A 24,829-nucleotide genomic window follows, 5' to 3' on the forward strand; every position below is an offset into this window, starting at 1 on the left:
TAATTTTATCAAAATAAAAAAAGCCCCTTTATAAGGACTTTAAATGGGTTTAGCATAAATGATATAACGCTCTGGAGCGTTTCCGACAAAACGGAATGGATAACAGGTAATAACAATTAATTCTTCCTTCGTATTCTGCAGGGTAATGATGGTCCGATCTTCTGCATCAACGATCTTTGTCTTCGTTAATTCATATTTGAATTTCCCATTTGGTATTTGTACTTCAAAGATATCTCCAGGCTCTAGTTCACCTAAACGTCGAAAAACAGTATCACGATGGCCGGATAAGACAATCTGACCGTTCTCTGCAGGAAAATAGGAACCCTTGTAATGCCCGACTCCCTTTTTTAAATCATTAGGGTCCGTTCCTTCCACAATCGCCAATTCCGCTTCAATCTTTGGTATCTTCAACAACCCTACTGTGTCGCCAAACTTAGGCGGGTCGATTTTTTTTGGGTTCTTAAAAGGTTCTTCCTCATCATAGTTAGATTCGGCCTTTGCTACAATTCTTTTCGCTTCTTTTAGTGAAGCATCAGTTTGAAAATTAGTCTCCACGATTTGCCAAACTCCAACTCCAATGACAATTATTCCTACGAAAATCATTATTAACGGAAGCTTTTTCACCCTCATATACCATCCTTTTATCCGTACTGATAAAAATTCTTACTATTAGTATATCAAATGGGTGTTCAAAAGTCCTAGCCTCCGAATAGAAAAACCTCCTTTTCATAATAGAAAAGAAGGTTGTAAGAATCAATTATACATTGTCGCTTCCGAAGAAGTTTCTAAATGCTTGGAAAGTGGTGTCACGATTTAATGCTGCAATCGATGTAGTTAATGGAATTCCTTTCGGACATGACTGGACGCAGTTCTGTGAGTTCCCACAGTTAGCTAGTCCACCATCACCCATAATCGCTTCTAAGCGTTCAGCTCTATTCATTTCACCGGTTGGATGTGCATTGAATAAACGAACCTGTGAAAGTGGCTGAGGTCCAATAAAGCTTGAATTGCTGTTTACATTCGGGCAAGCCTCTAGACAAACTCCACAAGTCATACATTTTGAAAGCTCGTAAGCCCATTGACGCTTTTTCTCTGGCATACGAGGACCAGGTCCCAAATCGTACGTTCCATCGATTGGAATCCAAGCTTTTACTTTCTTTAATGCATCGAACATCCTGCTGCGGTCAACCTGAAGGTCGCGTACAACAGGGAATGTTTTCATCGGTTCTAAACGGATTGGCTGCTCTAATTGATCGACAAGAGCCGAACATGATTGACGCGGCTTGCCGTTAATAACCATTGAACATGCTCCACAAACTTCCTCAAGGCAGTTACTATCCCAAGTAATTGGTGTCGTACCTTGTCCTTTTGCGGTGACAGGATTTCTACGAATTTCCATTAATGCAGAAATTACGTTCATATTCGGACGATAGGCTAATTCAAACTCCTCTTCATATGGAGCAGAATCTGGGCTATCTTGACGGGTAACAATAAATTTTACTGTTTTATTTTCAGACATGCTATTCTACTCCCCCTTAATGACTTTTTGAATAATCGCGTTCACGTGGCTTAATTAATGAAACGTCAACTTCCTCGTAATGGAAAGCCGGTGCTGATGAACTATCAACAAATTTCGCCATTGTTGTTTTTAAGAATTCTTCGTCATTACGTTTAGGGAATTCTGGCTTGTAATGAGCACCACGGCTCTCATTACGGTTGTAAGCACCGATTGTAATAACACGGGCTAATTGAAGCATATTCTCTAACTGACGAGTGAAAACTGCCCCTTGATTGCTCCATTTAGAAGTATCATTGATATTAATTTTTTTATAGCGCTCTAAAAGCTCTTGAATTTTTTCATCTGTCTTCAGTAGCTTGTCATTAAAGCGAACAACAGTAACATTATCCGTCATCCACTCACCAAGCTCTTTATGAAGTACATATGCATTTTCTGTACCATTTAAAGACATAATAGAATTCCACTTATCTTCCTGTTCTTTAACATGACGATCGAAAACCGTTGAAGAAACAGCGTCAGAACTCTTTTCAAGTCCTTTGATATATTTAACAGCGTTTGGTCCAACGACCATTCCGCCATAGATCGCAGACAATAAGGAGTTAGCTCCTAAACGGTTCGCACCATGCTGAGAGAAATCACATTCTCCAGCTGCAAACAGACCTGGAATGTTTGTCATTTGATCATAATCAACCCATAGTCCGCCCATTGAATAGTGAACAGCAGGGAAGATTTTCATTGGAAGCTTACGTGGATCATCTCCAGTGAACTTCTCATAGATTTCAATAATTCCACCAAGTTTAACATCCAATTCATGTGGATCCTTATGGGAAAGATCGAGGTATACCATGTTTTCGCCGTTAACCCCTAGTTTTTGATTAACACACACGTCGAATATTTCACGTGTAGCAATATCACGAGGTACTAGGTTTCCATAAGCAGGATATTTTTCCTCTAGGAAATACCAAGGTTTTCCGTCTTTATACGTCCAAACCCGTCCGCCTTCTCCACGTGCTGATTCACTCATTAAACGAAGTTTATCATCACCAGGAATGGCAGTAGGGTGAATTTGGATCATCTCACCATTTGCATAATATGCACCTTGTTGATATACGATAGATGCTGCAGAACCTGTATTAATAACAGAGTTCGTTGTTTTTCCGAAGATAATTCCAGGGCCTCCAGTTGCTAGGATAACCGCATCCCCAGCAAAGGATCTAATCTCCATAGAAGTTAAATTTTGTGCAACGATTCCGCGGCAAACACCATCGTCATCGACAACTGAACCTAAGAATTCCCAGCCTTCGTACTTTGTAACTAATCCAGCAACTTCATGACGGCGGACCTGCTCGTCCAACGCATATAGAAGCTGTTGACCAGTTGTTGCACCAGCAAATGCAGTACGGTGATGCTGTGTTCCGCCGAAGCGACGGAAATCCAATAGTCCTTCAGGAGTACGATTAAACATAACTCCCATACGGTCCATTAAGTGAATAATTCCCGGTGCCGCTTCACACATCGCCTTAACTGGAGGCTGGTTAGCAAGGAAATCTCCACCATAAACGGTATCATCAAAGTGAATGAACGGAGAATCTCCTTCTCCTTTTGTATTTACTGCTCCATTAATACCACCTTGAGCACAAACGGAGTGGGAACGTTTAACTGGAACAAGTGAAAATAATTCTACAGGTGTTCCTGATTCTGCAACCTTGATCGTTGCCATTAAGCCGGCTAAACCGCCGCCAACTATGATCACCTTACCTTTACTCATTGTGACTCACTCCCTTAATCCAAAAATCCGATATTTTTCAACACAGAGTATGATGTTAATTTTTAAACAAAAGCTAAAATTGTTCTAATTCCTACAATTGAAAGAATCACAAAAACGCCAATTGTAAAATATGTAGAAATTACTTGAGAACGAGGTGAAACTGTAATACCCCAGCTAACCAAGAATGACCACAATCCGTTTGCAAAGTGGAAAATAGTTGAAATAACACCAATCAAATAAAAAGTAAGCATGAATGGTGAAGATAGGATATCAGCCATCATGTCATAGTTAACATGAGCACCAAATGCTGCTGCAACGCGAGTTTGCCATACGTGCCATGTAATAAAGATTAACGTAATGACACCTGAGACACGCTGTAATAGGAACATCCAGTTTCTGAAAAATCCATATTTTCCAGCATTGTTTTTTGCTGTAAATGCAATATAAAGCCCATAGATTGCATGAAATAAGATTGGTAAATAAATAATTACTGTTTCTAGGACAATTCTAAACGGAAGGTTCCCCATAAAATCTGCAGCTTTGTTAAAGGACTCAGCCCCTCCTGTAGCAAAATGGTTGACTACTAGATGCTGCATTAGGAATACTCCGATTGGAATTACTCCTAGTAATGAATGCAATCTTCGATTCAAAAACTCTCGATTCCCCGCCATAATTAACCCCCCTTGAATTTTTAACATGATGTTAAGCCTTTTTACACTACTTTTTATAAATAGAATTTAAACTTAGCACCAGTGTGACAAATATGTGACATGTCCATTTTACTCCCATCGGGTAGTAGCGTCAAGAAAACGTATACACAAAAGTTGGATAAAAATAAAATTTTTAAAATATATTGATATTATAATAAATTATAAGTTTCTTTACTTGAAAATGGAATTATCTAGTATTAAATCCAGTAGTATTACAATGAAAAATTCAATTTTCTCCATAGCCCATGTTGTTAATTGGGAACCATAAATTATGATGAAAGATAGGCTATTGTATTGCAAGATAACAATCCTTCACCACTCTAACGCTTTACACTACACTCCATAAAAAGTGTTCTTACTTAAAGCCGTAATTGTATATAATAGAATGGTAGAAAGAGGGGAAGCTATTTATGAATGAAAGTACTGCCGTCGAACTTATTTTACAATCGGATGAATCAAGAAATATTTCACTATTTGGTTACGAGCTGATCAGAGAATTTGTATTGCCAGAAGTTTTAGGCAAAGACACTCCAGAGATTCTGTATTGGGCTGGAAAAAGTCTAGCTCGTAAACACCCATTAAACACTTTTGATGACATCATCGAATTCTTTACTAGAGCCTCATGGGGACAGCTCGAAATAAAAAAAGAACGAAAAGATGAAATCGAATTTGAACTAGTCAGCCCGCTAATCGTTTCTCGAGTCAAGTCAAAAGCAGAACACTACTTCCAAATCGAAGCAGGCTTCCTAGCGGAGCAAATCCAACACCAAAAACAAGTCATCGCCGAAGCCTTCGAACACCCAATAAAAAAAGCAAACAAAGTCCAATTCACCGTCAAATGGGATCGAAAAGACACAATTTAATAGTGTTATTTTCTTTTGGTGCCTCTTTTGGTGCCTCTTTTGGTGCCTGTCACCATCCGTGGACACTGTCCACCTCAGGCGGACAGTCAGGGTAAAAGTATTCCTTGGAGGGTTTCCTCCAAGGATACTTTTTTATGCTTCGCTATTTAGACCAAATGCCTGGTGCAGGACTTCTACTGCTTTTAGCATGTGTTTTTCTTCGACTACTGCTGAAACTTTTATTTCTGAGGTGCTGACCATTTTAATTTGAATTTGGCTGGCAGCCAGTACTTCAAACATTTTAGCTGCGACACCTGGGTTTGAAATCATTCCGGATCCAACGATGGAAACCTTCGCCAGTTTATTTTCAGCGTCAAGCTGATCATAATTCAGGACATCCTTGTTATTTTCAAGGACATTTAACGTCTCTAACAGGTCATCCGTTTTAATCGAGAAAGCAAGATTTGCTGTTTCTGCTTCTGTTGTGCTTTGAACGATAATATCGACGTTTAAATGGTTCTCAGCTAATGTTGTGAAGATTGTTGATAAACTTGTTAAAGAATTGGTAAGACCTAACACGCTCACTTTAGTAATTTCATCTTCAAATGCCACGCCACGGACTACAAGGTTTTGTTCCATTGATGCTTCCTCCTCAATCACTGTTCCTTCTACTCTCTCCAAACTTGAGCGAACTTCAAGTCGTACTTGATAGTTTTTCGCAAATTCTACTGCTCTTGGATGCAGGACACCTGCTCCTAAATTGGCAAGCTCAAGCATTTCATCATAAGACACTGATTTTAATTTACGCGCACTCTTCACATATCTTGGGTCAGTCGTGAAAACTCCGGTTACATCTGTATAAATATCGCATTTATCAGCCTTTAGCGCAGCAGCAAGCGCCACCGCGGTCGTATCAGAACCGCCTCGACCCAGAGTTGTAATCTCGCCATTTTCGGTAACCCCTTGGAAACCTGCAACAATTACCACTTTCCCATCTGCCAGCTGATTTTTTACAGCATCTGTATTTATCGTTGTGATGCGGGCATTTCCATGGATAGGCTCTGTGACAATTCCAGCCTGCCACCCAGTAAACGATACGGCTGGAAGCTTCTGCTCATTCAGGGCCATTGATAATAAGGCAATCGTTACCTGTTCACCTGTGCTCAACAGCATATCCATATCACGTTTATTTGGCTGTCCAGAAATTTCTTTCGCTAGATTCACCAGCTGATCAGTTGATTTTCCCATCGCTGAAACAACCACTACAACCTGATTCCCCTGATCAGTTTCCGCTTTTACCCGCTGTGCTACATTAAGTATTTTCTCTACACTTCCGACTGAAGTGCCGCCAAACTTTTGAACAATTAAACCCATCGTTTCCCCTGCTTTCAGTTATAGGTTTAGCTATCATTATAGTTTTCCCCGCAAAAAAAATAAAAAGCAATGAGAGGGCATCTCATTGCTTAAATACACAAAAAAAATTCTGCGTTCTACAATGTAAGATAGCTCTCCAAGACATGACATCTTGACAATCCGGCATTTATTCAATACAGGACCAGCAAAGAAAGAAATGAGACTTTCTTCACTTCGGCGAACATCCCCTTTCATGATTCTTCCCAGAAGCTCATCCTTCTCAGAATCATTACTATTGAAGCTCGCACCTCTACCTTCACTTTAGTATAAAAAAGTGATAGTAATATAATTTTCACTCATTATAGCATAGTGCCATTATTCTGACAATCACTAAGATTGAAGTTTTTTCATTAATTCTTCCACTACAGGAGCTGGAATACCCAGCGCTCTAAACTCTTCAAATGTGGCTTCTTTCATTTTCTTAACCGAACCAAATTCCTTTAATAATTGTTTTTTTCGTTTTTCACCTACACCTGTAATATCATCCAGCACCGATTGAAATGCACTTTTTCCACGTGTTTGGCGATGAAAGGTGATCGCAAAACGGTGAACCTCATCTTGAATTCTTTGTAATAAATAAAACTCTTGGCTGTTTCTGCCAAGCGGGATAATTTCAAGCGGATTGCCATATAACAAATTAGACGTTTTGTGTTTATCATCTTTCACCAATCCAGCCAGTGGAATATCCAAGCCCAGTTCATTCTCTAGAACGTCTCTAACAGCCTCCACATGTCCTTTTCCACCATCAATAATAATTAAGTCCGGGAGTGGCAGTTCCTCTTTGAGGGCTCTTGAATATCTCCTTCTGGTTACTTCACGCATCGATTCATAATCATCAGGACCTACCACCGATTTTATCTTATACTTTCGATACTCACGCTTATTCGGCTTCCCATCAATAAATACGACCATGGCAGATACCGGGTCTGTCCCCTGAATATTAGAATTATCGAAAGACTCAATTCGGTGAGGGGTATAAATACCCATAAGCTCTCCAAGATTCTCAACAGCTTTGATGGTTCGAACCTCATCCTTTTCAATCAGCGAAAATTTCTCATTCAGTGCAATTTTTGCATTTTTGATTGCCATTTTAATCAAATCTTTTTTCTGACCACGCTGCGGCTTTAGTACTTTCACTTGAAGAAGCTGCTCCGCTATGGTTAAGTCAACTTCATCCTGAATGAGAATTTCCTTTGGCTTGAAATGATTCGATTTTTCGTAAAATTGACCAAGGAAAGTGAGAATCTCTTCTTCAGGTTCATTGTAAATTGGAAACATGGAAACATCACGTTCGATTAGTTTTCCTTGGCGTACGAAGAAAACTTGAACACACATCCAGCCCTTATCGACTGCATAGCCAAACACATCACGATCAGTAAAATCTGTCATCGTGATTTTTTGCTTTTCCATTATCGTTTCGATATGAATAATCTTATCGCGGAATTCCTTAGCACGTTCGAAATCTAGCTCCTCAGAGGCGCTGGACATTTTCTCCGTCAGTTCTTTTTTTATCTCTTTATAACCGCCGTTTAGGAAGCGGGTAATTTCGTCTGTCATTTGTTTGTATTGCTCTTCATGTACTTCATTGACACATGGTGCCAGGCACTGTCCTAAATGGTAGTACAAGCAAACCCGGTCAGGAAGGGTTGAACATTTTCGCAATGGGTAAATCCGGTCTAGGAGCTTTTTTGTTTCATTTGCAGCCATAACGTTTGGATAAGGACCAAAGTACTTGCCTTTATCCTTTTTAACTTTTCTTGTGATGATTAGCTTTGGATGTCTTTCCGCAGTCAATTTAATAAACGGATAGGTTTTATCATCCTTGAGCATGACATTATATTTTGGGTCGTATTTTTTAATTAAATTTAATTCGAGTAACAGTGCCTCAATATTGGATGAGGTGACAATATATTCGAAGTCCTCAATCTCATTGACGAGTCGCAGCGTTTTTCCGTCGTGCGAGCCGGTAAAATAAGACCGGACACGATTCTTTAGGATTTTAGCTTTGCCGACATAAATGATCGTTCCCTGACGGTCTTTCATCAAGTAGCAGCCAGGCTGATCAGGCAGCAGAGTCAATTTTTGTTTGATATTTTCATTCATTCCAGCTGCTCCTCTCCGTCTTTATCTATCTTAAAATTTTAAATCATAGCGCCGATAAAGAAAAGCCTGATTCTTTTTCCAAAAATAAAAAACCTTAGCCAGAACAATCCTAGCTAAGGTCATTTATGCTTATGCGTGCTTTTCTAATACACCTGCTAAAGCATCTTTAGGCTGGAAGCCGACAACTTTGTCAACTACTTCGCCATTTTTGAAAACTAGAAGTGTAGGGATACTCATAACGCCGTATTTTGCAGCGGTTTCTTGGTTATCATCTACATCTAATTTTACGATTTTAACTTTGTCGCCCATTTCTGAATCAAGTTCTTCAAGAACGGGAGCGATCATTTTACAAGGTCCGCACCATGGTGCCCAGAAATCTGCAAGTACAAGGCCAGAGCCTGTTTCAGCAGAGAAATTTGCATCTGTTACATTTGAAATAGCCATTTATTTTGCCTCCTAATGAATACTAAATACAACGAAAGTATAGCATTGTTTAAACCATCATGCTAATAATCTGTCTCGCAATAATTTTCCCTAAAATACAGTAAGTATTCCGGCTTATTGTATGAGAAAAAGCGAGCAGTTTGCTACTGCCCGCCCTTATATTGTCCAGCTTCGGCTCCTAGAAACTCGAGAAACTTCACCTCCCACAAAAGAAGCAAAAAGCGCGCTTCTTTGTGCGAGCCTCCAGTTTTCTCGTTTCTGGGCAAGTCGCCTCCGCATTTCATATTATGAGTGAACTTTTAACTTTTTAAACTCTTCTGTTAAAAGTGGAACTACTTCAAATAAGTCACCAACGATTCCGTAATCTGCTACTTTAAAGATATTAGCTTCTGGATCTTTGTTAATCGCAACAATTACCTTAGAGTTAGACATTCCTGCTAAGTGCTGGATTGCTCCAGAAATACCGCAAGCGATGTATAGGTCAGGTGTTACAACCTTACCCGTTTGTCCGATTTGTAAGGAGTAGTCACAATAGTCAGCATCGCAGGCTCCACGAGAAGCACCAACAGCTCCGCCTAATACATTTGCTAATTCTTTAAGTGGTTCAAAGCCTTCTGCACTCTTCACACCGCGTCCGCCAGAGATAACGACTTTCGCTTCACTTAAATCTACACCTTCAGTTGCTTTTCTAACCACTTCTTTAATAATGGCACGAAGGTCTTTAATTTCAACGGATAGGGAGGCAACTTCACCAGTTCTGCTCTCATCTTTTTCAAGAGGTGCAATATTGTTAGGTCTTACTGTTGCAAAAAGTAACCCGTCCGTTACGATTTTCTTTTCAAATGCTTTACCAGAATAAATAGGTCTAGTAAAGACAACATTTCCCCCAGCTACCTCAACAGAGGTTGCATCAGAAATTAAGCCAGATGCCAGCTTGGCAGCAATCCTTGGTGAAAGGTCTTTTCCAAGGGAAGTATGTCCTAAAATTAAACCTTCTGGGAGTTCCTTTTCAATGACAGCAAGTAAGCTTTGCGCAAAACCATCAGATGTATATTGATTTAACTTTGCATCCTCTACAACAACTACTCGGTCAGCACCATATTGGATTAACTCTGCTCCTAAAGCGCTAACATTTTCTCCGATTAAAACTCCAACTACTTCTCCGCCCTCTGCTACTGTCTTTGCAGCAGCAATTGCTTCGAATGATACATTTCGTAACGAACCGTCACGAGTTTCCCCTAATACTAATACTTTTCTAGTCATTCCTTTACCCTCCTGCGAATCATTTTTGTCTGATCAGAATCTTCATTCTGATGTTTACGTGCAAATAAGTTCAATTAAACTACTTTAGCCTCTGTATGAAGAAGTTGAACGAGTTCTTTTACCTGATCATTTAATTCTCCAGATAAGACTTTTCCAGCTTCTTTTTTAGGCGGTAAGTAAATTTCAATGGTTTTTGTTTTTGCTTCAACATCGTCTTCTTCTAAATCAAGGTCGTCTAATTCTAATTCATCCAGCGGCTTTTTCTTTGCCTTCATAATTCCTGGCAGTGATGGGTAGCGCGGCTCGTTCAAACCTTGTTGAGCAGTCACCAATAAAGGCAGGCTTGTTTCGATGATTTCAGAGTCACCTTCAACGTCACGCGTAACGGTTACAGTTGTTCCATCAATTTCAAGCTTCGTAATAGTTGTAACATATGGAATGTTAAGCAATTCAGCAACACGTGGAGCTACTTGACCAGAGCCGCCATCAATCGCTACATTTCCACCGATAATTAGGTCTGCTTCTTTATCTTTTAGATATTCAGCAATGATTTTGGATGTAGTGAATTGATCACCATTTTCCACATCGTCTTCTGTATTAATTAATACCGCTTTGTCGGCTCCCATAGCGAGTGCTGTGCGTAATTGTTTTTCAGATTCTTCTGTTCCTACTGAAATAACCGTTACTTCACCGCCATTAGCGTCACGGACTTGGATTGCTTCTTCGACTGCGTATTCATCGTAAGGATTGATGATAAACTCGGCACCATCCTCATTGATTTTTCCACCTGAGATCGTAATCTTCTCTTCTGTATCAAACGTTCTTTTCAAAAGTACATAAATGTTCATGATTTCCCTCCTATGAATGCAAAACATTTTTTCTGTTTCAAAGATTAAGAAAATTTATAGTAAAAAAATTTATTATGAACTTCTATCGTTCGTCGATAAAAGTTACTCACCCTTTAAAATGAGGCTCTCGTTTTTCAATAAATGCCTGAATTCCTTCTTGTGCATCACTCGAAACAAATATTTCTCCAAACAACTCTGCTTCTTTTTTAGAACCTTCGTAAAACTCTTGATTTTTCGCATAGTTTAATAATTGAATGGTCGCTTTCAATGAACCTGAGCTCTTCTTGGCAATCTTACCTGCCAATTTAAGTGCTTGTTCAAAAACTTCATTCTCCGGATAAGCATGGTTCGCTAAGCCAAATTGAACCGCTTCCATTCCACTGATTGGCTCAGACGTAAACAGCATCTCTGCAGCACGCGCTACACCAACATATTTAGGGAGACGCTGTGTTCCAGCAAATCCAGGGATTAATCCAAGCTGCAGTTCTGGAAGGCCCAGCTTAGAATTTTCACCCACTAAACGGATATGACATGCCATTGCCAGTTCTAAACCGCCGCCTAGTGCAGCACCATGAATTGCGGCAATGATTGGTTTAGGGAATTTCTCCATTCGGTCAAACAAATCTTGACCATATGTACCAAGATTTGCAAATCCTTCAGAAGAAGAAACTGTGGTGAATTCCTTAATATCAGCACCCGCTGAGAAGAAACGCCCTTCCCCATGAAGGACAATCACCTTAATTTCACGATTAGGTTCAATTTCGTCTAGAACAGCCGACAGTTCTCTTAGCAGTCCTTGTGAGAGGGCATTTGCCGGTGGACGTTGAATGGTGATTGTCGCGATCCCCTCTTGATAAGACCATTTTAAGTTTTCCATTCGTTTCCCTCCTTCTCTTACACTCAACAATTTAATGATTTCCACAGCCTTTAATCAATAACTGATGGACCGGTTTAGCGAGTGCAACTAAATCATACTTTTCCTCATTCAAAACCCAAGTTGTAACGGTTTCATCCATCGTACCGAAAATCATCTGCCTGGCAAGACGGACATCGAGGTCACTTGAAAACTCTCCCGTTTCTTTTCCTTCGATGATGATTTTATCTATCACCTGCAAATAGCCTTTAAGAACATTATTTATTCTCAAGCGCAGCTCTTTATTTGATTGACGTAATTCAAGCTGTGTGACGATTGCCATGTGGTGATCATCGGAAAGGTTTCGAAAATGAGCTTCTATCATCATATATAACTTCGCCGCCGCTGTCTCTTTTCCTGCTATCATTTCATCTATTTTTTCAATAAAGCTTCCCATTTTTTCTTCAAAGAGTGAGATGAGAATGTCTTCTTTGTTTTTAAAATAAAGATAAATGGTACCATCTGCGACACCTGCCTGCTTGGCAATTTTCGAAACCTGTGCCTGATGATAACCAACTTCTGCTATAGCAATTACCGCTGCATCAATGATTTGCATGTATTTTGGCTTGTTTTTTTTCATAATAATTCCCCCTCCTCCCGAAGAAAGTAAATTGTAATTTTAAAAAAAGAAAAATATGAATGAATAATCATTCATATTTTTATAATAATTTTTAAATGTCTTTCTGTCAAGAATCACAAAGACATTTTTATATTACTTTACTATTTCTATATAGACAAGCTCTACTATGCAAAAAAAAAAGAAGTGCAGCTTTTAGGCATGTTTTTTGTTTTCTTCCTCTATTTTTATCATCTCTTCTTCTACAAGTGTTCTTCTTAAGATCTTGCCTACAGCTGTTTTCGGCAATTCTTCTCTAAATTCGTATAATCTTGGTGCCTTATAGGCCGCTAAATATTTTCTAGCATAATGATTCAAATCTTCCGGGGTAATCTCTGAGCCTTCTTTTAACACAACATATGCTTTAACGGTTTCACCACGGTATGGATCAGGTATTCCTGCAGCAACCGCTTCTAAAACATCTGGATGCTCATATAATACCTCCTCGATTTCTCTTGGATAAATATTAAACCCACCCGCAATAATCATGTCCTTCTTTCTATCGACTACATAAAAATAGCCTTTATCATCCATATAGCCAAGGTCGCCCGTGTATAACCAGCCATCTTGAAGGGTTTCCTCCGTTGCTTCAGGACGATTCCAATAGCCTTTCATCACTTGCGGACCTTTAATGATAATTTCTCCAATTTCACCCACTGGCATTAATTCACCATTATCCATAGAGACAATTCTTACCTCTGTATTCGGCCATGGGACACCAATACTGCCCTTTACCCGTTCACGATCCCATAAGAAATTGGAATGGGTAACCGGCGAAGATTCTGTTAATCCATATCCTTCAACGAGTTTCCCGCCTGTAACACCCTCAAACTCTTCTTGAACTTCAATAGGGAGTGGAGCAGAGCCGCTGAGACAGGAATCAATTGACGATAAATCATATTTTTTCAGGTCAGGATGATTTAATAGACCGATATAGATGGTTGGTGCACCAGGAAACAGGGTAGGTCGTTGTTTTTGAATCGTTTTTAAAGTAGTAAGAGCATCAAACTTAGGTAATATAATCATCTTATACGCCTGCATGACCGATAATATCATGATAATGGTCATCCCATAGACGTGGAAAAACGGTACAATGCCTAGGACTGATTCTTCACCCGGTTTTGATTTGTATAGCCAAGCCGTACACATGGAAGCGTTAGCCACTAAATTCCGATGTGTCAGCATAACCCCTTTGGGAGAACCGGTTGTACCTCCTGTATATTGTAGAAGTGCTACATCTTCTTCAAAATCAAAGTCATATTCTACGAGTTTTTGAGGCTTTATTTTTACGATTTCTTTAAATAAGTGAGTATTGCCTTCATGTTTAACATTCACGACAATTCCATATTGCTTTTTCTGGATAAAAGGATAAACTAAATTTTTTGGAAATGGCAGGTAGTCTTTGATAGCGGTTACAATTATATGCTGCAAATCTGTTTGCGGCATCACCTTAGTAGCGCGAGGATAGAGGATGTCGAGTGTGATGATCGCCTTTGCTCCGGAGTCCTTCATTTGGTATTCAAGTTCACGTTCGGTATATAACGGATTGGTTTGAACCACAATCCCCCCAGCCATTAGGATTCCAAAATAACTTATGACTGATTGTGGTGTATTAGCAAGCATAATGGCAACTCGGTCACCATTTGCAATACCAATTTGCTGAAGATAACTGGCAAAAGACAATGCTTCGTGGTAAAGCTCTTTATACGTCATTTCCTTCCCCATAAAATGGATAGCCGTTTTTTCAGGGAAGTTTTTTGCTGCATCTACTAAATACTGCTGAACAGGTTCTTTTCGAAATTCCAGTTCTGCAGGAATTTCCTCGGGGTAAGAAGTGAGCCATGGTTTAGAATCATACATTATTAACCCTCCTTTTATTCGATTGTAATTTTTCCCCTTCCCTTTCATTATAGTATAGTCAGACTCTTTAAACAATTGAAATAACAACTATTGTTCACCATATCACAATACAAAAAAATCACCGCTGAAGGTTCAGCGATGATTTCAACTTAAAATATCATATACCCCAAGCCAATTAGCAAAAACAATGCGCATAATCCAAGAAGTACTTTCGCTAATGTCTCCACGTTTAATCTCCCCTTACGATATTCCCGCACCTATTACGAAGGATAAACCGATTGATATAATCATAGCAATGAATCCAACCGCGCGATTATCATTTTTTATTTCATCGTCAATGTTAAATTTAGGTGTAAGGAATTCAAAGATAAAATATCCAACCAGTAATAGCACAAAGCCAAATACTCCCCAGCTAATCATCGTAACCAAAGAATCATTTTGTTCAATGGAATAGCGAAAAATGTTGGCAATCCCAAATATTTTCCCTCCGGTAGCCATAGCTACAGCGATATTGCCCTTTTGGATTTCTTCCCAATTTTTATATTTCGTTACTAATTCAAAAATGGCTAAAAAGAGAACCACACATAGTATAACTACGCTATAATTGGCAGCACTTTGAATATACACGTTATCCCAAAACTGGTTCATTCCCTATTCTCCCCGAATATTGATATTATTTAAATTCGACCACGGTAACACCAGAACCGCCCTCACCTGCTTCTCCAAAGCGAATTTTCTTAACAGAACGGTGATTTCGTAAATACTCCTGGACTCCCTGTCTTAATGCGCCCGTGCCTTTCCCGTGAATAATCGATACACGAGGATAGTTTGATAATAACGCATCATCTATATATTTTTCCACTCTTAGGAGTGCTGCTTCGTATCTTTCTCCGCGCAAATCTAACTCCAGCTTTACATCTGCGTCTCTGCCTTGAACAATGGCCATCGGTCTTGTTTCTACTGGCTTTGGTGTGCTGATATACTCTAAATCCTTTTCTTTCACCTTCATTTTCAGGATCCCGATTTGTACCTGCCATTCGTTATCAGACACTTTTTCAAGAAGTGTACCCTTTTGTCCAAAAGTCAGGACTTTCACTTCATCACCAGGCGTGAAGGTATGCTTCTTGCTTTTCTTATTGATTTGTTTGGAGGATTTAGTTATTTCTGGTGTTGCGGCTTCAAGACGTCGCTTTGCATCTATTAATTCATGTTCCTTAATATCTGCCTGCTTTTCTATCCTCATTTTACGAAGGTCACGAATAACCTTTTCTGCCTCACTCTTTGCTTCTTCAAGAATTTCACCAGCTTGTTCAGCCGCTTTTTCAAGCATTGAGTCTTTGTTCTCATAAAATTCGATCATCTGCTTCTGCATGTCCTGATGGAGCTTTTCTGCCTGTCTTAAATAATCACGAGCTTCTTCCTGTTCGATTTCTGCTTGACGCTTGCTGCTTTCGAGTGAGGCAATCATCTTATCAATCTGATTCGTATCTTCGCTGACATGAGATCTTGCCGCTTGAATTACAGTATCGCTTAAACCTAATCGTTTTGAAATTTCAAACGCATTGCTTCGTCCTGGTACACCAAGGAGCAGCTTATAAGTTGGGCTCAAGGTTTCGACGTCAAATTCAACACTGGCATTGAGAACACCTTCGCGGTTATAGCCATATGCCTTTAATTCTGGATAATGTGTTGTTGCAATTACTCGTGCTCCTCGATGGTGCACCTCATCTAAGATGGAAATCGCAAGCGCAGCACCTTCCTGCGGGTCTGTACCTGCACCAAGCTCATCAAAAAGAACTAGAGAATTAAAATCAACCTTCTCCAAAATATCCACGATATTAACCATGTGGGAAGAAAACGTACTTAAGCTTTGTTCAATCGACTGTTCATCACCAATGTCTGCATAAATGGCATCAAATACAGCAAGCTCTGAGCCATCATAGGCAGGAACCTGTAAGCCAGACTGTGCCATTAATGAACACAATCCAAGGGTTTTTAAGGTAACGGTTTTACCGCCTGTATTGGGTCCGGTTATAACAATCGTCGTATAATCCTTTCCAAGCAAAATATCGTTGGCGACCACCTCATCCATCGGGATTAGCGGGTGTCTGGCTTTATATAAGGCGATTCGTCCTTCATTATTCATGATCGGCATACTTGCTTTCATCTTACGTCCATATCTTGCCTTTGCAAAAATAAAATCAAGATTGGCCAGAATCTCAACAATTACTTGCAGCTCTGACTCAAATTCAGCAGTCTTTGCAGAAAGCTCTGTTAAAATTCTTTCAATCTCCAGCTGTTCTTTTACTCGTATATCCTGTAATTGATTGTTTAGCTGGACGATAACTTGCGGTTCAATAAATAGCGTTTGACCTGATGAACTCTGATCATGGATAATTCCCCCGTAGTGACCGCGATACTCCTGTTTAACGGGAATAACAAAGCGATCATTACGTAACGTGACAATAGAATCTGACAACATTTTTGCAGCGTTCGAGGAGCGAATCATACTTTCTAACTTTTCACGCACACGTGCTTCGTTCGAGCGCAGCTGGTGCCTTAACGTTCGCAGCAGATCACTCGCACTATCGAGGACTTCCCCGCTCTCATCGATGGCATGTCGAATGGACTCTTCCAAATGAGCTAAAATGATAATCCTATCAACTTGTTCCAATAGAATCGGAATTTCGGTTCTTTCTTCGGCAATATCTTCAATAAATCGCTTCATTTGCCTGCTTGCATGTATGGTACTAGCTACCTGTATCAACTCATGGGAACTAAGCACTCCCCCAATAACAGAGCGCTTAATATGGGCACGAATATCATGAATGCCTGATAAAGGGACATTTCCTTTTATTCGTAATACAGTCGATGCCTCATCTGTTTCTGCTTGCAGTTTTACCACTTCTTCAAAATCAGTAGATGGGACCAATCTTTTTAACTTATCTATTCCAAGTGAAGACGCTGCATGCTGTATGAGCTGATCCCTCACTTTAGTGAATTCCAGTACTTTTAACGTTCTTTCTTGCATGGAGATGAACCCCCTATTTTCGATTATGCAAAAACTCTAGTAAGTCATTGTGTTCAAGCGCATTGATCACCGATGATTTTTTAATCCAGCCCTTTTTAGCTGTTGAAACGCCTACACCCATATGTGATAGCGTTTCTTTCTTATGGGCATCCGTATTAATAAATATCTTAACTCCTGCATCCTGCGCTTTTCGTAAATATTCAGCTTTTAGATCCAATCGATTAGGATTGGCATTAAGCTCTAAAGCGGTATTCGTTTCTTTTGCTAATTCTATTAGCATATCGATATCAACATCATAGCCCTCACGCCGGCCAATTTTTCTGCCAGTAGGATGGGCAATTAGATCTACATTTGCATTTTTTAATGCTGTGCTTAGACGTTCCATTATTTTTTCCCTTGGCTGTGAAAAAGCAGAGTGTATCGACGCTATGACAAAGTCCATTTCAGCTAGGAGATCGTCTTCATAATCTAGTGTGCCATCTGGTAAGATATCCATTTCAACACCAGAGAGGATTAGAATATCATCATATTTCTCATTTAACCTCTTAATTTCTTCTTTTTGCTGTAATAAACGCTCTCGTGTCAGTCCATTTGCCACCTTTAAATACTGGGAGTGGTCAGTGATTGCCATGTACTTATATCCCTTTGCAATGCAAGCTTCAACCATTTCCTCAATCGAATGAGCACCATCGCTCCAGGTTGAGTGCATGTGAAGATCGCCCTTTATATCACTAAGCTGTATTAAGTCTTCGCGGGCTGAAAAATCCTCCACTTCTTTGCCATCTTCCCTTATTTCAGGCGGAATAAAAGGCAGGTCAAAATGCTTGAAAAACTCTTCCTCTGAAGAAAAAGTAAGGATTTCACCTGTCTCCACATTTTCCACACCATACTCACTTATTTTTTCCCCACGCTCTTTTGCAAGCTGTCTCATCCGGACATTGTGGTCCTTTGAACCCGTAAAATGGTGAAGAGTCGTGATAAATTCGTCTGGTTTAACGATTCGAAAATCGACTGAAACATCATAATCAAATCCAAAAACGAGTGATACCTTAGTATCTCCAGCACCAATCGTTTCTTTTATATTCGGTAATTCCAGCAGGAACTTTTTCACCTTTTCTGGCTGCTCGCTCGAAATAATAAAATCTAGATCTTTAACCGTTTCTCGCACTCTTCGTAAGCTTCCAGCCCGAGAGAACTTATGAATCTCAGGAAGTTCAGCAAGCTTCTCCTCAATCTGCTCAGCAATTGGCAGCATGTAGGCGAGAGGCAGTCTGTCTGGCCTTGAGCCCACATTGGCAATGGCACTCATAATTTTTTCTTCTGTCTTCTTTCCAAATCCAGCTAGTGCTTGGACTTTCCCTGCTTTGCAGGCTTCTTCTAAGGTTGTGACATCTTCAATTCCCAGTTCTTTGTGAAGCTTAGCAATCTTTTTCCCGCCGAGTCCTGGTAATTGTAATAACGGAATTAACCCCTTTGGAACCTCTTCCTTTAGTTCCTTCAATACTGTGGAAGTACCCTCATTTATGTATTCTTCAATAACAGCCGCGGTCCCTTTGCCGATTCCTGACAACTTGGTAAAATCCTCGATATCAGATAAGCTGCGATCATCAAATTCAAGTGCTGATGCGGCTTTTCGAAAGGCAGATACCTTGAAGGGATTTTCCCCTTTCAACTCCATATAAACCGCGATGGTTTCTAATAAGCGAATTAAATCCTTTTTATTTACCTCCATCATTTCCACCCACCTTGTTTATATTTTAACCTTTTAAAAGAAAAACTTCTCTCCTAGAGAGAAGTAAGTCATTCTCTCCTAGAGAGAAATAGGTCATTCTCTCCTAGAGAGAAGTTAATGCAGCAGTATATTCAATCCACATACTTTTTACTTGCTCCGATAGGAATGGTGTATGATTCACAATCAAGTTTGCCATAATGGAATCATCCAAAGGTTTTTGCAAAACTTCCATTGGTACTAGTGCGGCAATATATAATAAAATAAAGATAATTAAATAGACTTCAGCAAAACCAAGGATACCGCCTGCCCAGACATTTAATTGCTTAAGAATTGGCAGATGGGCAATAAAGTCAAGCATGGATCCAACTATTTGTAACAGAATCTTTACCGCAAAGAAAAGGATGACAAATGCAACGGCACGGTAAAAGGCATCCTCTAAATTACCGTTCTCACTTAATAGTTTTAGAGGAGAAGATGTGCCAAGATTCGGATATGGAACCCATAGCGTTAGTCTCGGTGCCAAATCATCATAGTATAAATTTGCCACGATGTATGCAATAATAAAACCTGTTAAATGGACTAACTGTAAAATGAAGCCTCTTTTTAAACCGATAAAAAAACCAAAAACTAATAATATAATAATTGCTAAATCCAACATGACTTATTCAGTCCTTTTCCTTTGTAATTCAGATTGAAGCGCCTCTAATTGTTCCTTCATTAAAATATAATCATTGACGGCATTTAATGCTGTTAATACAGCCAGCTTACTTACATCTAAAGATGGATTCTTAGAACCAATTTCGCGCAGCTTTTTATCGACTAATGACGCGACATGTCGAACATGACTTTGGGGTTCGGTACCTAAAATAACGTATTGCTGTCCGTATATATCTACGGTTGTTCTGGTTTTATCTGTATTTGACAAATTACTGCCTCCATTCGATTCGAAGAAATCCCTATTTTATAATATAACACGAACGGATATGTGTCGAAAAGAGAAACGGATTTAATTGGTGTATTTTTACTTTTTTTAAAAAAATTGTCGAGGGGTGACTTAGGATTGGGAAATGTTGTTTTAAATCTAAGTATGTCTGAAATTAATAAAATGAAAAGCTATTATGAAGGTAAATTACTAGATAAAGTGCCTCCTGGCAGTGTGTTTGCTGCCAAGACTTCTGGCTCGACGATTACTGCCTATAAGTCTGGGAAAGTTTTATTCCAAGGGGGCGGCTGTGAAGCAGAAGCGAGCAGATGGGGTGTTGCTGCAGCAAAGAGCACTGCACCTGCTAAAACAAGTACTCCTAAAGGTAATGTACCAAGTGGAATCAGTCAAATGTCGGTAATTGGTTCAGATGAGGTCGGTACAGGTGACTTTTTTGGTCCAATTACGGTCGTTGCCGCGTATGTACGAAAAGAGGATATTCCCCTATTAAAGGAATTAGGTGTTAGGGATTCAAAGGATTTAAATGATGATAAAATCATTGCGATAGCGAAGGTAATCAAGGATGTAGTTCCATTTAGCCTAATGACACTAAAAAATGAAAAATACAATCAGCTTCAGCAGACCGGTATGTCCCAGGGGAAAATGAAAGCGATCCTCCATAATCAAGCCATCCTAAATGTGCTGGAGAAAATTTCACCGGTTAAACCGGAAGCGATTCTGATTGACCAATTTGTTCAGGGAAGTACCTATTTTCAGCATGTTAAAAATCAAAAAGGTGTTGCGAAGGAAAATGTTTATTTTAGCACGAAGGCGGAGGGGATCCATCTTGCCGTCGCTGCCGCATCCATCCTCGCCCGGTATGCCTTTGTTCAGTATATTGACAAGCTTAGTGATTCGGCTGGATTTAAGATTCCAAAAGGCGCAGGTGCCCAGGTCGATGAAGCCGCTGCAAAGCTTATTTTGAAAAAAGGACGAGAAGTATTGCCACAGTTTGTAAAACTGCACTTTGCTAATACCGATAAAGCGATGAATCTGGTGAATAAAAAAAGAGGGTAAATAAAAAATGACCTAGCGGATTGATCACTAGGTCATTTTTCATCTTTATTATCCTCTCAATACTGCTCCAGCCTTTTCTTTTAAAGCTTCGAGTACTTGGGTGTGGACTTTTGTTACTTCTTCATCTGTTAATGTGCGTTCTGGATCCATGTATTTCAATGAATACGCAATGGATTTTTTGCCTTCTTCCATGCGTTCGCCTTCGTATAGGTCAAATACATTTACCTCTTTTAGAAGCTTGCCGCCGGCAGTTTGGATAATGTCCTTTAATACTCCAGCGACAGTGTCTTTATCCACGACAAGTGCAATGTCTCTTGTAATCGATGGGAAACGTGGAATTCCTGAGTATCTTAGCGGTGCAGTGGCTTCTTCTAGGATAGCCTTTAATGATAACTCAAACACATAGGTGTCTTTTAAATCCAGTTCTTTTTGCATGGTTGGGTGCACTTGGCCGACGAAGCCGATTCTCTCACCATTTAAGTGAATTTCAGCCGTACGTCCAGGGTGCATGTTATCCACTTTAGCTTGCACATATGTGACACTTTCAGTAAGGCCAAGTTTTGCAAACAATCCTTCTAAAATACCTTTTAATACATAGAAGTCAACTGCCTTTTTCTCCCCCTGCCAAGAATGGCTGTGCCAAAGACCAGTAATCGCGCCTGCTAAATGCTCCTGCTCTTCAGGTAGAACTTCATTTCCATTGGCTAAGAATACTGCGCCTGTTTCATAAACAGCGAGGCTGTCGTTTTGACGGGCACTATTGTATTTTAAAACTTCCAACAGCTGCGGCATGATGCTTAAGCGTAAAATACTGCGGTCTTCGCTCATCGGCATTGCCAGGCGAATGAAGTCGCGCTTCTCAAGTGCGAATTGGGCAGCCTTTTCTTCACTTGTTAATGAATAAGTAACTGCCTGGTACAAGCCAGCACCTTCTAAATATTGGCGGACAATGCGGCGTTTTTCCTGATAGTCCGATAATTTACCTGGTGTTGCTGAACCGATTGGCAATGTTTTTGGAATGTTATCATAGCCGTATAGACGCGCCACTTCTTCAATTAAGTCTTCCTCAATTTTGATGTCACCGCGGCGTGTTGGAGCTGTAACCGTAATCGCTTCATCCTCACTGGTTACCGCAAATTGAAGGCGTTCGAAAATGGCTTCAACCTCTGACACAGTCAAGTTTGTGCCGATGACACTATTTATTTTTTCCAAAGTAATTGAAACCACTGCTGGTTCAATCGTAAGTGTATCAACCTCCGAAGCACCTTCTAATACTTCGCCGCCAGCGTATTTTGCCATCAAATAAGCAGCACGCTCACCCGCTGCTCGAACGCGGTTTGGATCGACACCCTTTTCGAAACGAGCACTAGCCTCACTTCTTAAGCTGTGGTCTTTCGATGCTTTTCTTACAGTTCCTCCTGTAAAATAAGCCGCCTCTAACAATACGGTTGTGGTATCTGAAGTAACCTCTGAATTAGCTCCGCCCATAACGCCGGCTAATGCAACTGGTTCGGTTCCATTTGTAATGACTAAATGGTCAGAAGTTAACGTACGTTCTGCATCATCTAGCGTTATAAACTTTTCACCATCTTTTGCACGGCGAATAAGGATTTCTTTTGAACCTAAGCGATCATAATCAAATGCATGCAGCGGCTGGCCATATTCTAATAAAATGTAGTTGGTAATATCGACGACATTGTTATGTGGACGAATTCCAGCGGACATAAGTCTTGTTTGCATCCATAGCGGCGCCGGTCCGATTTTTACATTTTTAATCACTTTTGCCGCATATAAAGGATTATCCTCATTTGCTTCTACTTTTACGGTAATATAATCTGTTGCCTTTTCATTCACTGGCTGAAGGTCGATTTCTGGAAGCTTTACTTCTCTGCCAAGAATGGCAGCGACTTCATAAGCTACACCAAGCATACTCAAGCAATCGGCGCGGTTAGGTGTTAGGCCAAGCTCAAGAACTTCATCATCACGGTTTAATAACGCCAGTGCGTCAGTTCCAACCTCAGCATCCTGAGGAAAAACAAAAATCCCTTCAGAATATTCCTTTGGTACAATCTTCGCTTCCATACCAAGTTCAGTTAAAGAACAAATCATTCCATTTGACTCTTCACCACGAAGCTTTGCACGTTTGATTTTAAAATTACCTGGTAGTACTGCACCAACTGTTGCTACTGCTACCTTCTGCCCTTGTGCGACATTTGGTGCGCCGCAGATGATTTGAACAGGTTCGCCCTGACCAATATCCACTTGGCATTTGCTTAATTTATCCGCATTTGGATGCTGTACACGTTCAACCACATGACCAACAACTACGCCTGTAATTCCTTCGTTAAGGACTTCAACGCCCTCAACCTCGATTCCGCTTTTTGTAATTTTTTCAGCTAACTCGTCAGCCGACACTCCGGATAAATCTACATAATCCTGGAGCCATTTATATGAAACAAACATTTTTAAACTCCTCCCTTATTCATGCTTTGAAAACTGTTTTAAGAAACGTACATCGTTGGTGTAGAAATGACGAATATCATCGACACCGTATTTCAACATCGCAATTCGCTCTGGACCCATACCGAATGCAAATCCTGTGTATTTTTTAGAATCGTAGCCAGCCATTTCAAGAACATTTGGATGAACCATTCCTGCTCCAAGAATTTCAATCCAGCCTGTTTTCTTACAAACATTACAGCCATGTCCACCGCAAATCATACAAGAAATGTCCATTTCAACTGATGGTTCAGTGAATGGGAAGAAACTTGGACGCAATCTAATTTCTCTGTCATCGCCGAACATTTTTTTCGCAAAAACCTCTAATGTACCCTTTAAGTCGCTCATGCGGATATTCTCGCCGACCACAAGGCCTTCGATTTGCATGAACTGGTGGGAGTGCGTCGCATCATCATTATCACGGCGATACACTTTACCCGGACAGATAATTTTAATAGGGCCTTTACCCTGATTCTTTTCCATTGTCCGTGCTTGAACGGGTGATGTATGTGTGCGAAGTAATATTTCGTCTGTAATATAGAAGGAATCCTGCATATCGCGGGCAGGGTGACCCTTCGGTAAATTTAATGCTTCAAAGTTATAATAATCCTGCTCTACTTCAGGACCTTCCGCCACCTGATACCCCATACCAATAAATAAATCTTCTATTTCTTCAATTATTCTTGTTAAAGGATGGTGGTTTCCAACCTGAACCGGTCTTCCTGGCAGTGTAACATCAATCGATTCAGAAGCTAGCTTTTCTAATACTGCAGCTTCTTCTAAACCCTTCTGTTTTGCCTCTAAAGTGGTAGCTATGGCTTCACGAACCTCATTTGCAAGTGCTCCCATCATTGGGCGCTCCTCTGCTGAAAGCTTACCCATTCCACGCAGCACTTCCGTGATAGGACCTTTTTTTCCTAGATAGGCAACACGGATGTCATTCAATTCTTTTAAGCTTGAAGACTGTTCTATACTTTGAATAGCTTCCTGCTGCAATTCCTTTAATCGTTCTTGCATTTGGAATTCCTCCTTTAATTTTCGACAATTTCCGAGTGGTGCCTGTCACCAAAAACAAAAAAACCCCATCCCTGGAAAGGGACGAGGTTTATAGTCGCGGTACCACCCTTGTAAACACGGTATGTATAAAAACATTGTGTTCGCTTCATTCGGATAACGGCTAGGCCGGTGCATCTTTACACTAAATCGTGGTCCCGATGCCAACTCAGGAGGTGAACTTCTCCTATCCTTCCCATAAAAGTGCTTTCAGTC

Annotated in this window: 21 protein-coding genes, 1 riboswitch and 1 other annotated feature (1 of these 23 cut by a window edge); of the genes, 2 read left to right on the forward strand and 19 right to left on the reverse strand. The window is 40.1% G+C overall.

Translation table 11 applies throughout. The features are described 5' to 3' along the window. Positions 1–39 precede the first annotated feature (39 nt). The 4 genes from ACY3XC_RS03950 to ACY3XC_RS03965 form a co-directional block, all read right to left on the reverse strand. A complete protein-coding gene (locus ACY3XC_RS03950; protein WP_464867353.1) occupies positions 40–630 on the reverse strand; it encodes a class D sortase in 591 nt (196 codons plus the stop codon). Between the two features lie 127 nt (positions 631–757). Then, on the reverse strand, positions 758–1,519 hold the full coding sequence (sdhB, locus tag ACY3XC_RS03955; protein ID WP_179159976.1) for a succinate dehydrogenase iron-sulfur subunit: 762 nt from the start codon (positions 1,517–1,519) through the stop codon (positions 758–760). Between the two features lie 16 nt (positions 1,520–1,535). Further along, entirely contained in the window at positions 1,536–3,287 is a 1,752-nt protein-coding gene (gene sdhA, locus ACY3XC_RS03960; protein ID WP_179159977.1) for a succinate dehydrogenase flavoprotein subunit, read from the reverse strand. 62 nt (positions 3,288–3,349) lie between these two features. Next, a complete protein-coding gene (locus ACY3XC_RS03965; protein WP_464867354.1) occupies positions 3,350–3,958 on the reverse strand; it encodes a succinate dehydrogenase cytochrome b558 subunit in 609 nt (202 codons plus the stop codon). A 449-nt stretch (positions 3,959–4,407) separates the two neighbouring features. Here ACY3XC_RS03965 and ACY3XC_RS03970 point away from each other — a divergent pair, with 449 nt between their 5' ends. Then, complete coding sequence (locus ACY3XC_RS03970; RefSeq protein WP_464867355.1) at positions 4,408–4,860, forward strand: YslB family protein; 453 nt, start codon at positions 4,408–4,410, stop codon at positions 4,858–4,860. A gap of 132 nt (positions 4,861–4,992) precedes the next feature. Here ACY3XC_RS03970 and ACY3XC_RS03975 read toward each other — a convergent pair whose 3' ends face one another. The 13 genes from ACY3XC_RS03975 to zapA form a co-directional block, all read right to left on the reverse strand. Further along, positions 4,993–6,213, reverse strand: a complete 1,221-nt coding sequence (locus ACY3XC_RS03975; protein WP_464867356.1) for an aspartate kinase — start codon at positions 6,211–6,213, stop codon at positions 4,993–4,995. Positions 6,214–6,334: 121 nt separating this feature from the next. Continuing rightward, a riboswitch (Lysine riboswitch) is annotated at positions 6,335–6,513 on the reverse strand. Positions 6,514–6,582: 69 nt separating this feature from the next. Continuing rightward, positions 6,583–8,355, reverse strand: coding sequence for an excinuclease ABC subunit UvrC (uvrC, locus tag ACY3XC_RS03980; RefSeq protein ID WP_179159981.1), 1,773 nt, complete (start codon positions 8,353–8,355; stop codon positions 6,583–6,585). Between the two features lie 129 nt (positions 8,356–8,484). Further along, positions 8,485–8,799, reverse strand: coding sequence for a thioredoxin (trxA, locus tag ACY3XC_RS03985; protein ID WP_179159982.1), 315 nt, complete (start codon positions 8,797–8,799; stop codon positions 8,485–8,487). A gap of 285 nt (positions 8,800–9,084) precedes the next feature. Next, complete coding sequence (locus ACY3XC_RS03990) at positions 9,085–10,062, reverse strand: electron transfer flavoprotein subunit alpha/FixB family protein (protein WP_464867357.1); 978 nt, start codon at positions 10,060–10,062, stop codon at positions 9,085–9,087. A gap of 74 nt (positions 10,063–10,136) precedes the next feature. Further along, positions 10,137–10,910, reverse strand: a complete 774-nt coding sequence (locus ACY3XC_RS03995; RefSeq protein WP_464867358.1) for an electron transfer flavoprotein subunit beta/FixA family protein — start codon at positions 10,908–10,910, stop codon at positions 10,137–10,139. Between the two features lie 106 nt (positions 10,911–11,016). After that, positions 11,017–11,787 (reverse strand): enoyl-CoA hydratase, encoded by a 771-nt coding sequence (locus tag ACY3XC_RS04000; protein ID WP_179159985.1) that lies wholly within the window; start codon positions 11,785–11,787, stop codon positions 11,017–11,019. Between the two features lie 31 nt (positions 11,788–11,818). Then, a complete protein-coding gene (locus ACY3XC_RS04005) occupies positions 11,819–12,403 on the reverse strand; it encodes a TetR/AcrR family transcriptional regulator (RefSeq protein WP_464867359.1) in 585 nt (194 codons plus the stop codon). 192 nt (positions 12,404–12,595) lie between these two features. Next, positions 12,596–14,299, reverse strand: a complete 1,704-nt coding sequence (locus ACY3XC_RS04010) for a long-chain-fatty-acid--CoA ligase (RefSeq protein ID WP_464867360.1) — start codon at positions 14,297–14,299, stop codon at positions 12,596–12,598. A 240-nt stretch (positions 14,300–14,539) separates the two neighbouring features. Next, positions 14,540–14,947: a DUF350 domain-containing protein gene (locus tag ACY3XC_RS04015; protein WP_179159988.1), complete on the reverse strand. Its 408-nt coding sequence runs from the start codon at positions 14,945–14,947 to the stop codon at positions 14,540–14,542. Positions 14,948–14,972: 25 nt separating this feature from the next. Further along, positions 14,973–17,330: an endonuclease MutS2 gene (locus ACY3XC_RS04020; RefSeq protein WP_464867361.1), complete on the reverse strand. Its 2,358-nt coding sequence runs from the start codon at positions 17,328–17,330 to the stop codon at positions 14,973–14,975. A 13-nt stretch (positions 17,331–17,343) separates the two neighbouring features. Further along, positions 17,344–19,062: a DNA polymerase/3'-5' exonuclease PolX gene (gene polX / locus ACY3XC_RS04025; protein ID WP_464867464.1), complete on the reverse strand. Its 1,719-nt coding sequence runs from the start codon at positions 19,060–19,062 to the stop codon at positions 17,344–17,346. Positions 19,063–19,165: 103 nt separating this feature from the next. Continuing rightward, positions 19,166–19,720, reverse strand: a complete 555-nt coding sequence (locus ACY3XC_RS04030; protein WP_464867362.1) for a CvpA family protein — start codon at positions 19,718–19,720, stop codon at positions 19,166–19,168. Between the two features lie 3 nt (positions 19,721–19,723). Next, positions 19,724–19,987 (reverse strand): cell division protein ZapA, encoded by a 264-nt coding sequence (gene zapA, locus ACY3XC_RS04035; RefSeq protein WP_464867363.1) that lies wholly within the window; start codon positions 19,985–19,987, stop codon positions 19,724–19,726. Between the two features lie 135 nt (positions 19,988–20,122). Between zapA and rnhC the strand changes: the two genes are divergently transcribed. Beyond that, on the forward strand, positions 20,123–21,061 hold the full coding sequence (gene rnhC / locus ACY3XC_RS04040; RefSeq protein WP_464867364.1) for a ribonuclease HIII: 939 nt from the start codon (positions 20,123–20,125) through the stop codon (positions 21,059–21,061). 48 nt (positions 21,062–21,109) lie between these two features. Here the strand turns inward: rnhC and pheT are convergent, their stop codons facing one another. After that, positions 21,110–23,524, reverse strand: coding sequence for a phenylalanine--tRNA ligase subunit beta (gene pheT / locus ACY3XC_RS04045; protein WP_464867365.1), 2,415 nt, complete (start codon positions 23,522–23,524; stop codon positions 21,110–21,112). A 15-nt stretch (positions 23,525–23,539) separates the two neighbouring features. Beyond that, a complete protein-coding gene (pheS, locus tag ACY3XC_RS04050; protein WP_464867366.1) occupies positions 23,540–24,577 on the reverse strand; it encodes a phenylalanine--tRNA ligase subunit alpha in 1,038 nt (345 codons plus the stop codon). A gap of 74 nt (positions 24,578–24,651) precedes the next feature. After that, positions 24,652–24,829, reverse strand: a binding site (T-box leader) (it continues 59 nt past the right edge of the window).

It is taken from the genome of Bacillus sp. CZDM1 (genome assembly GCF_055502545.1).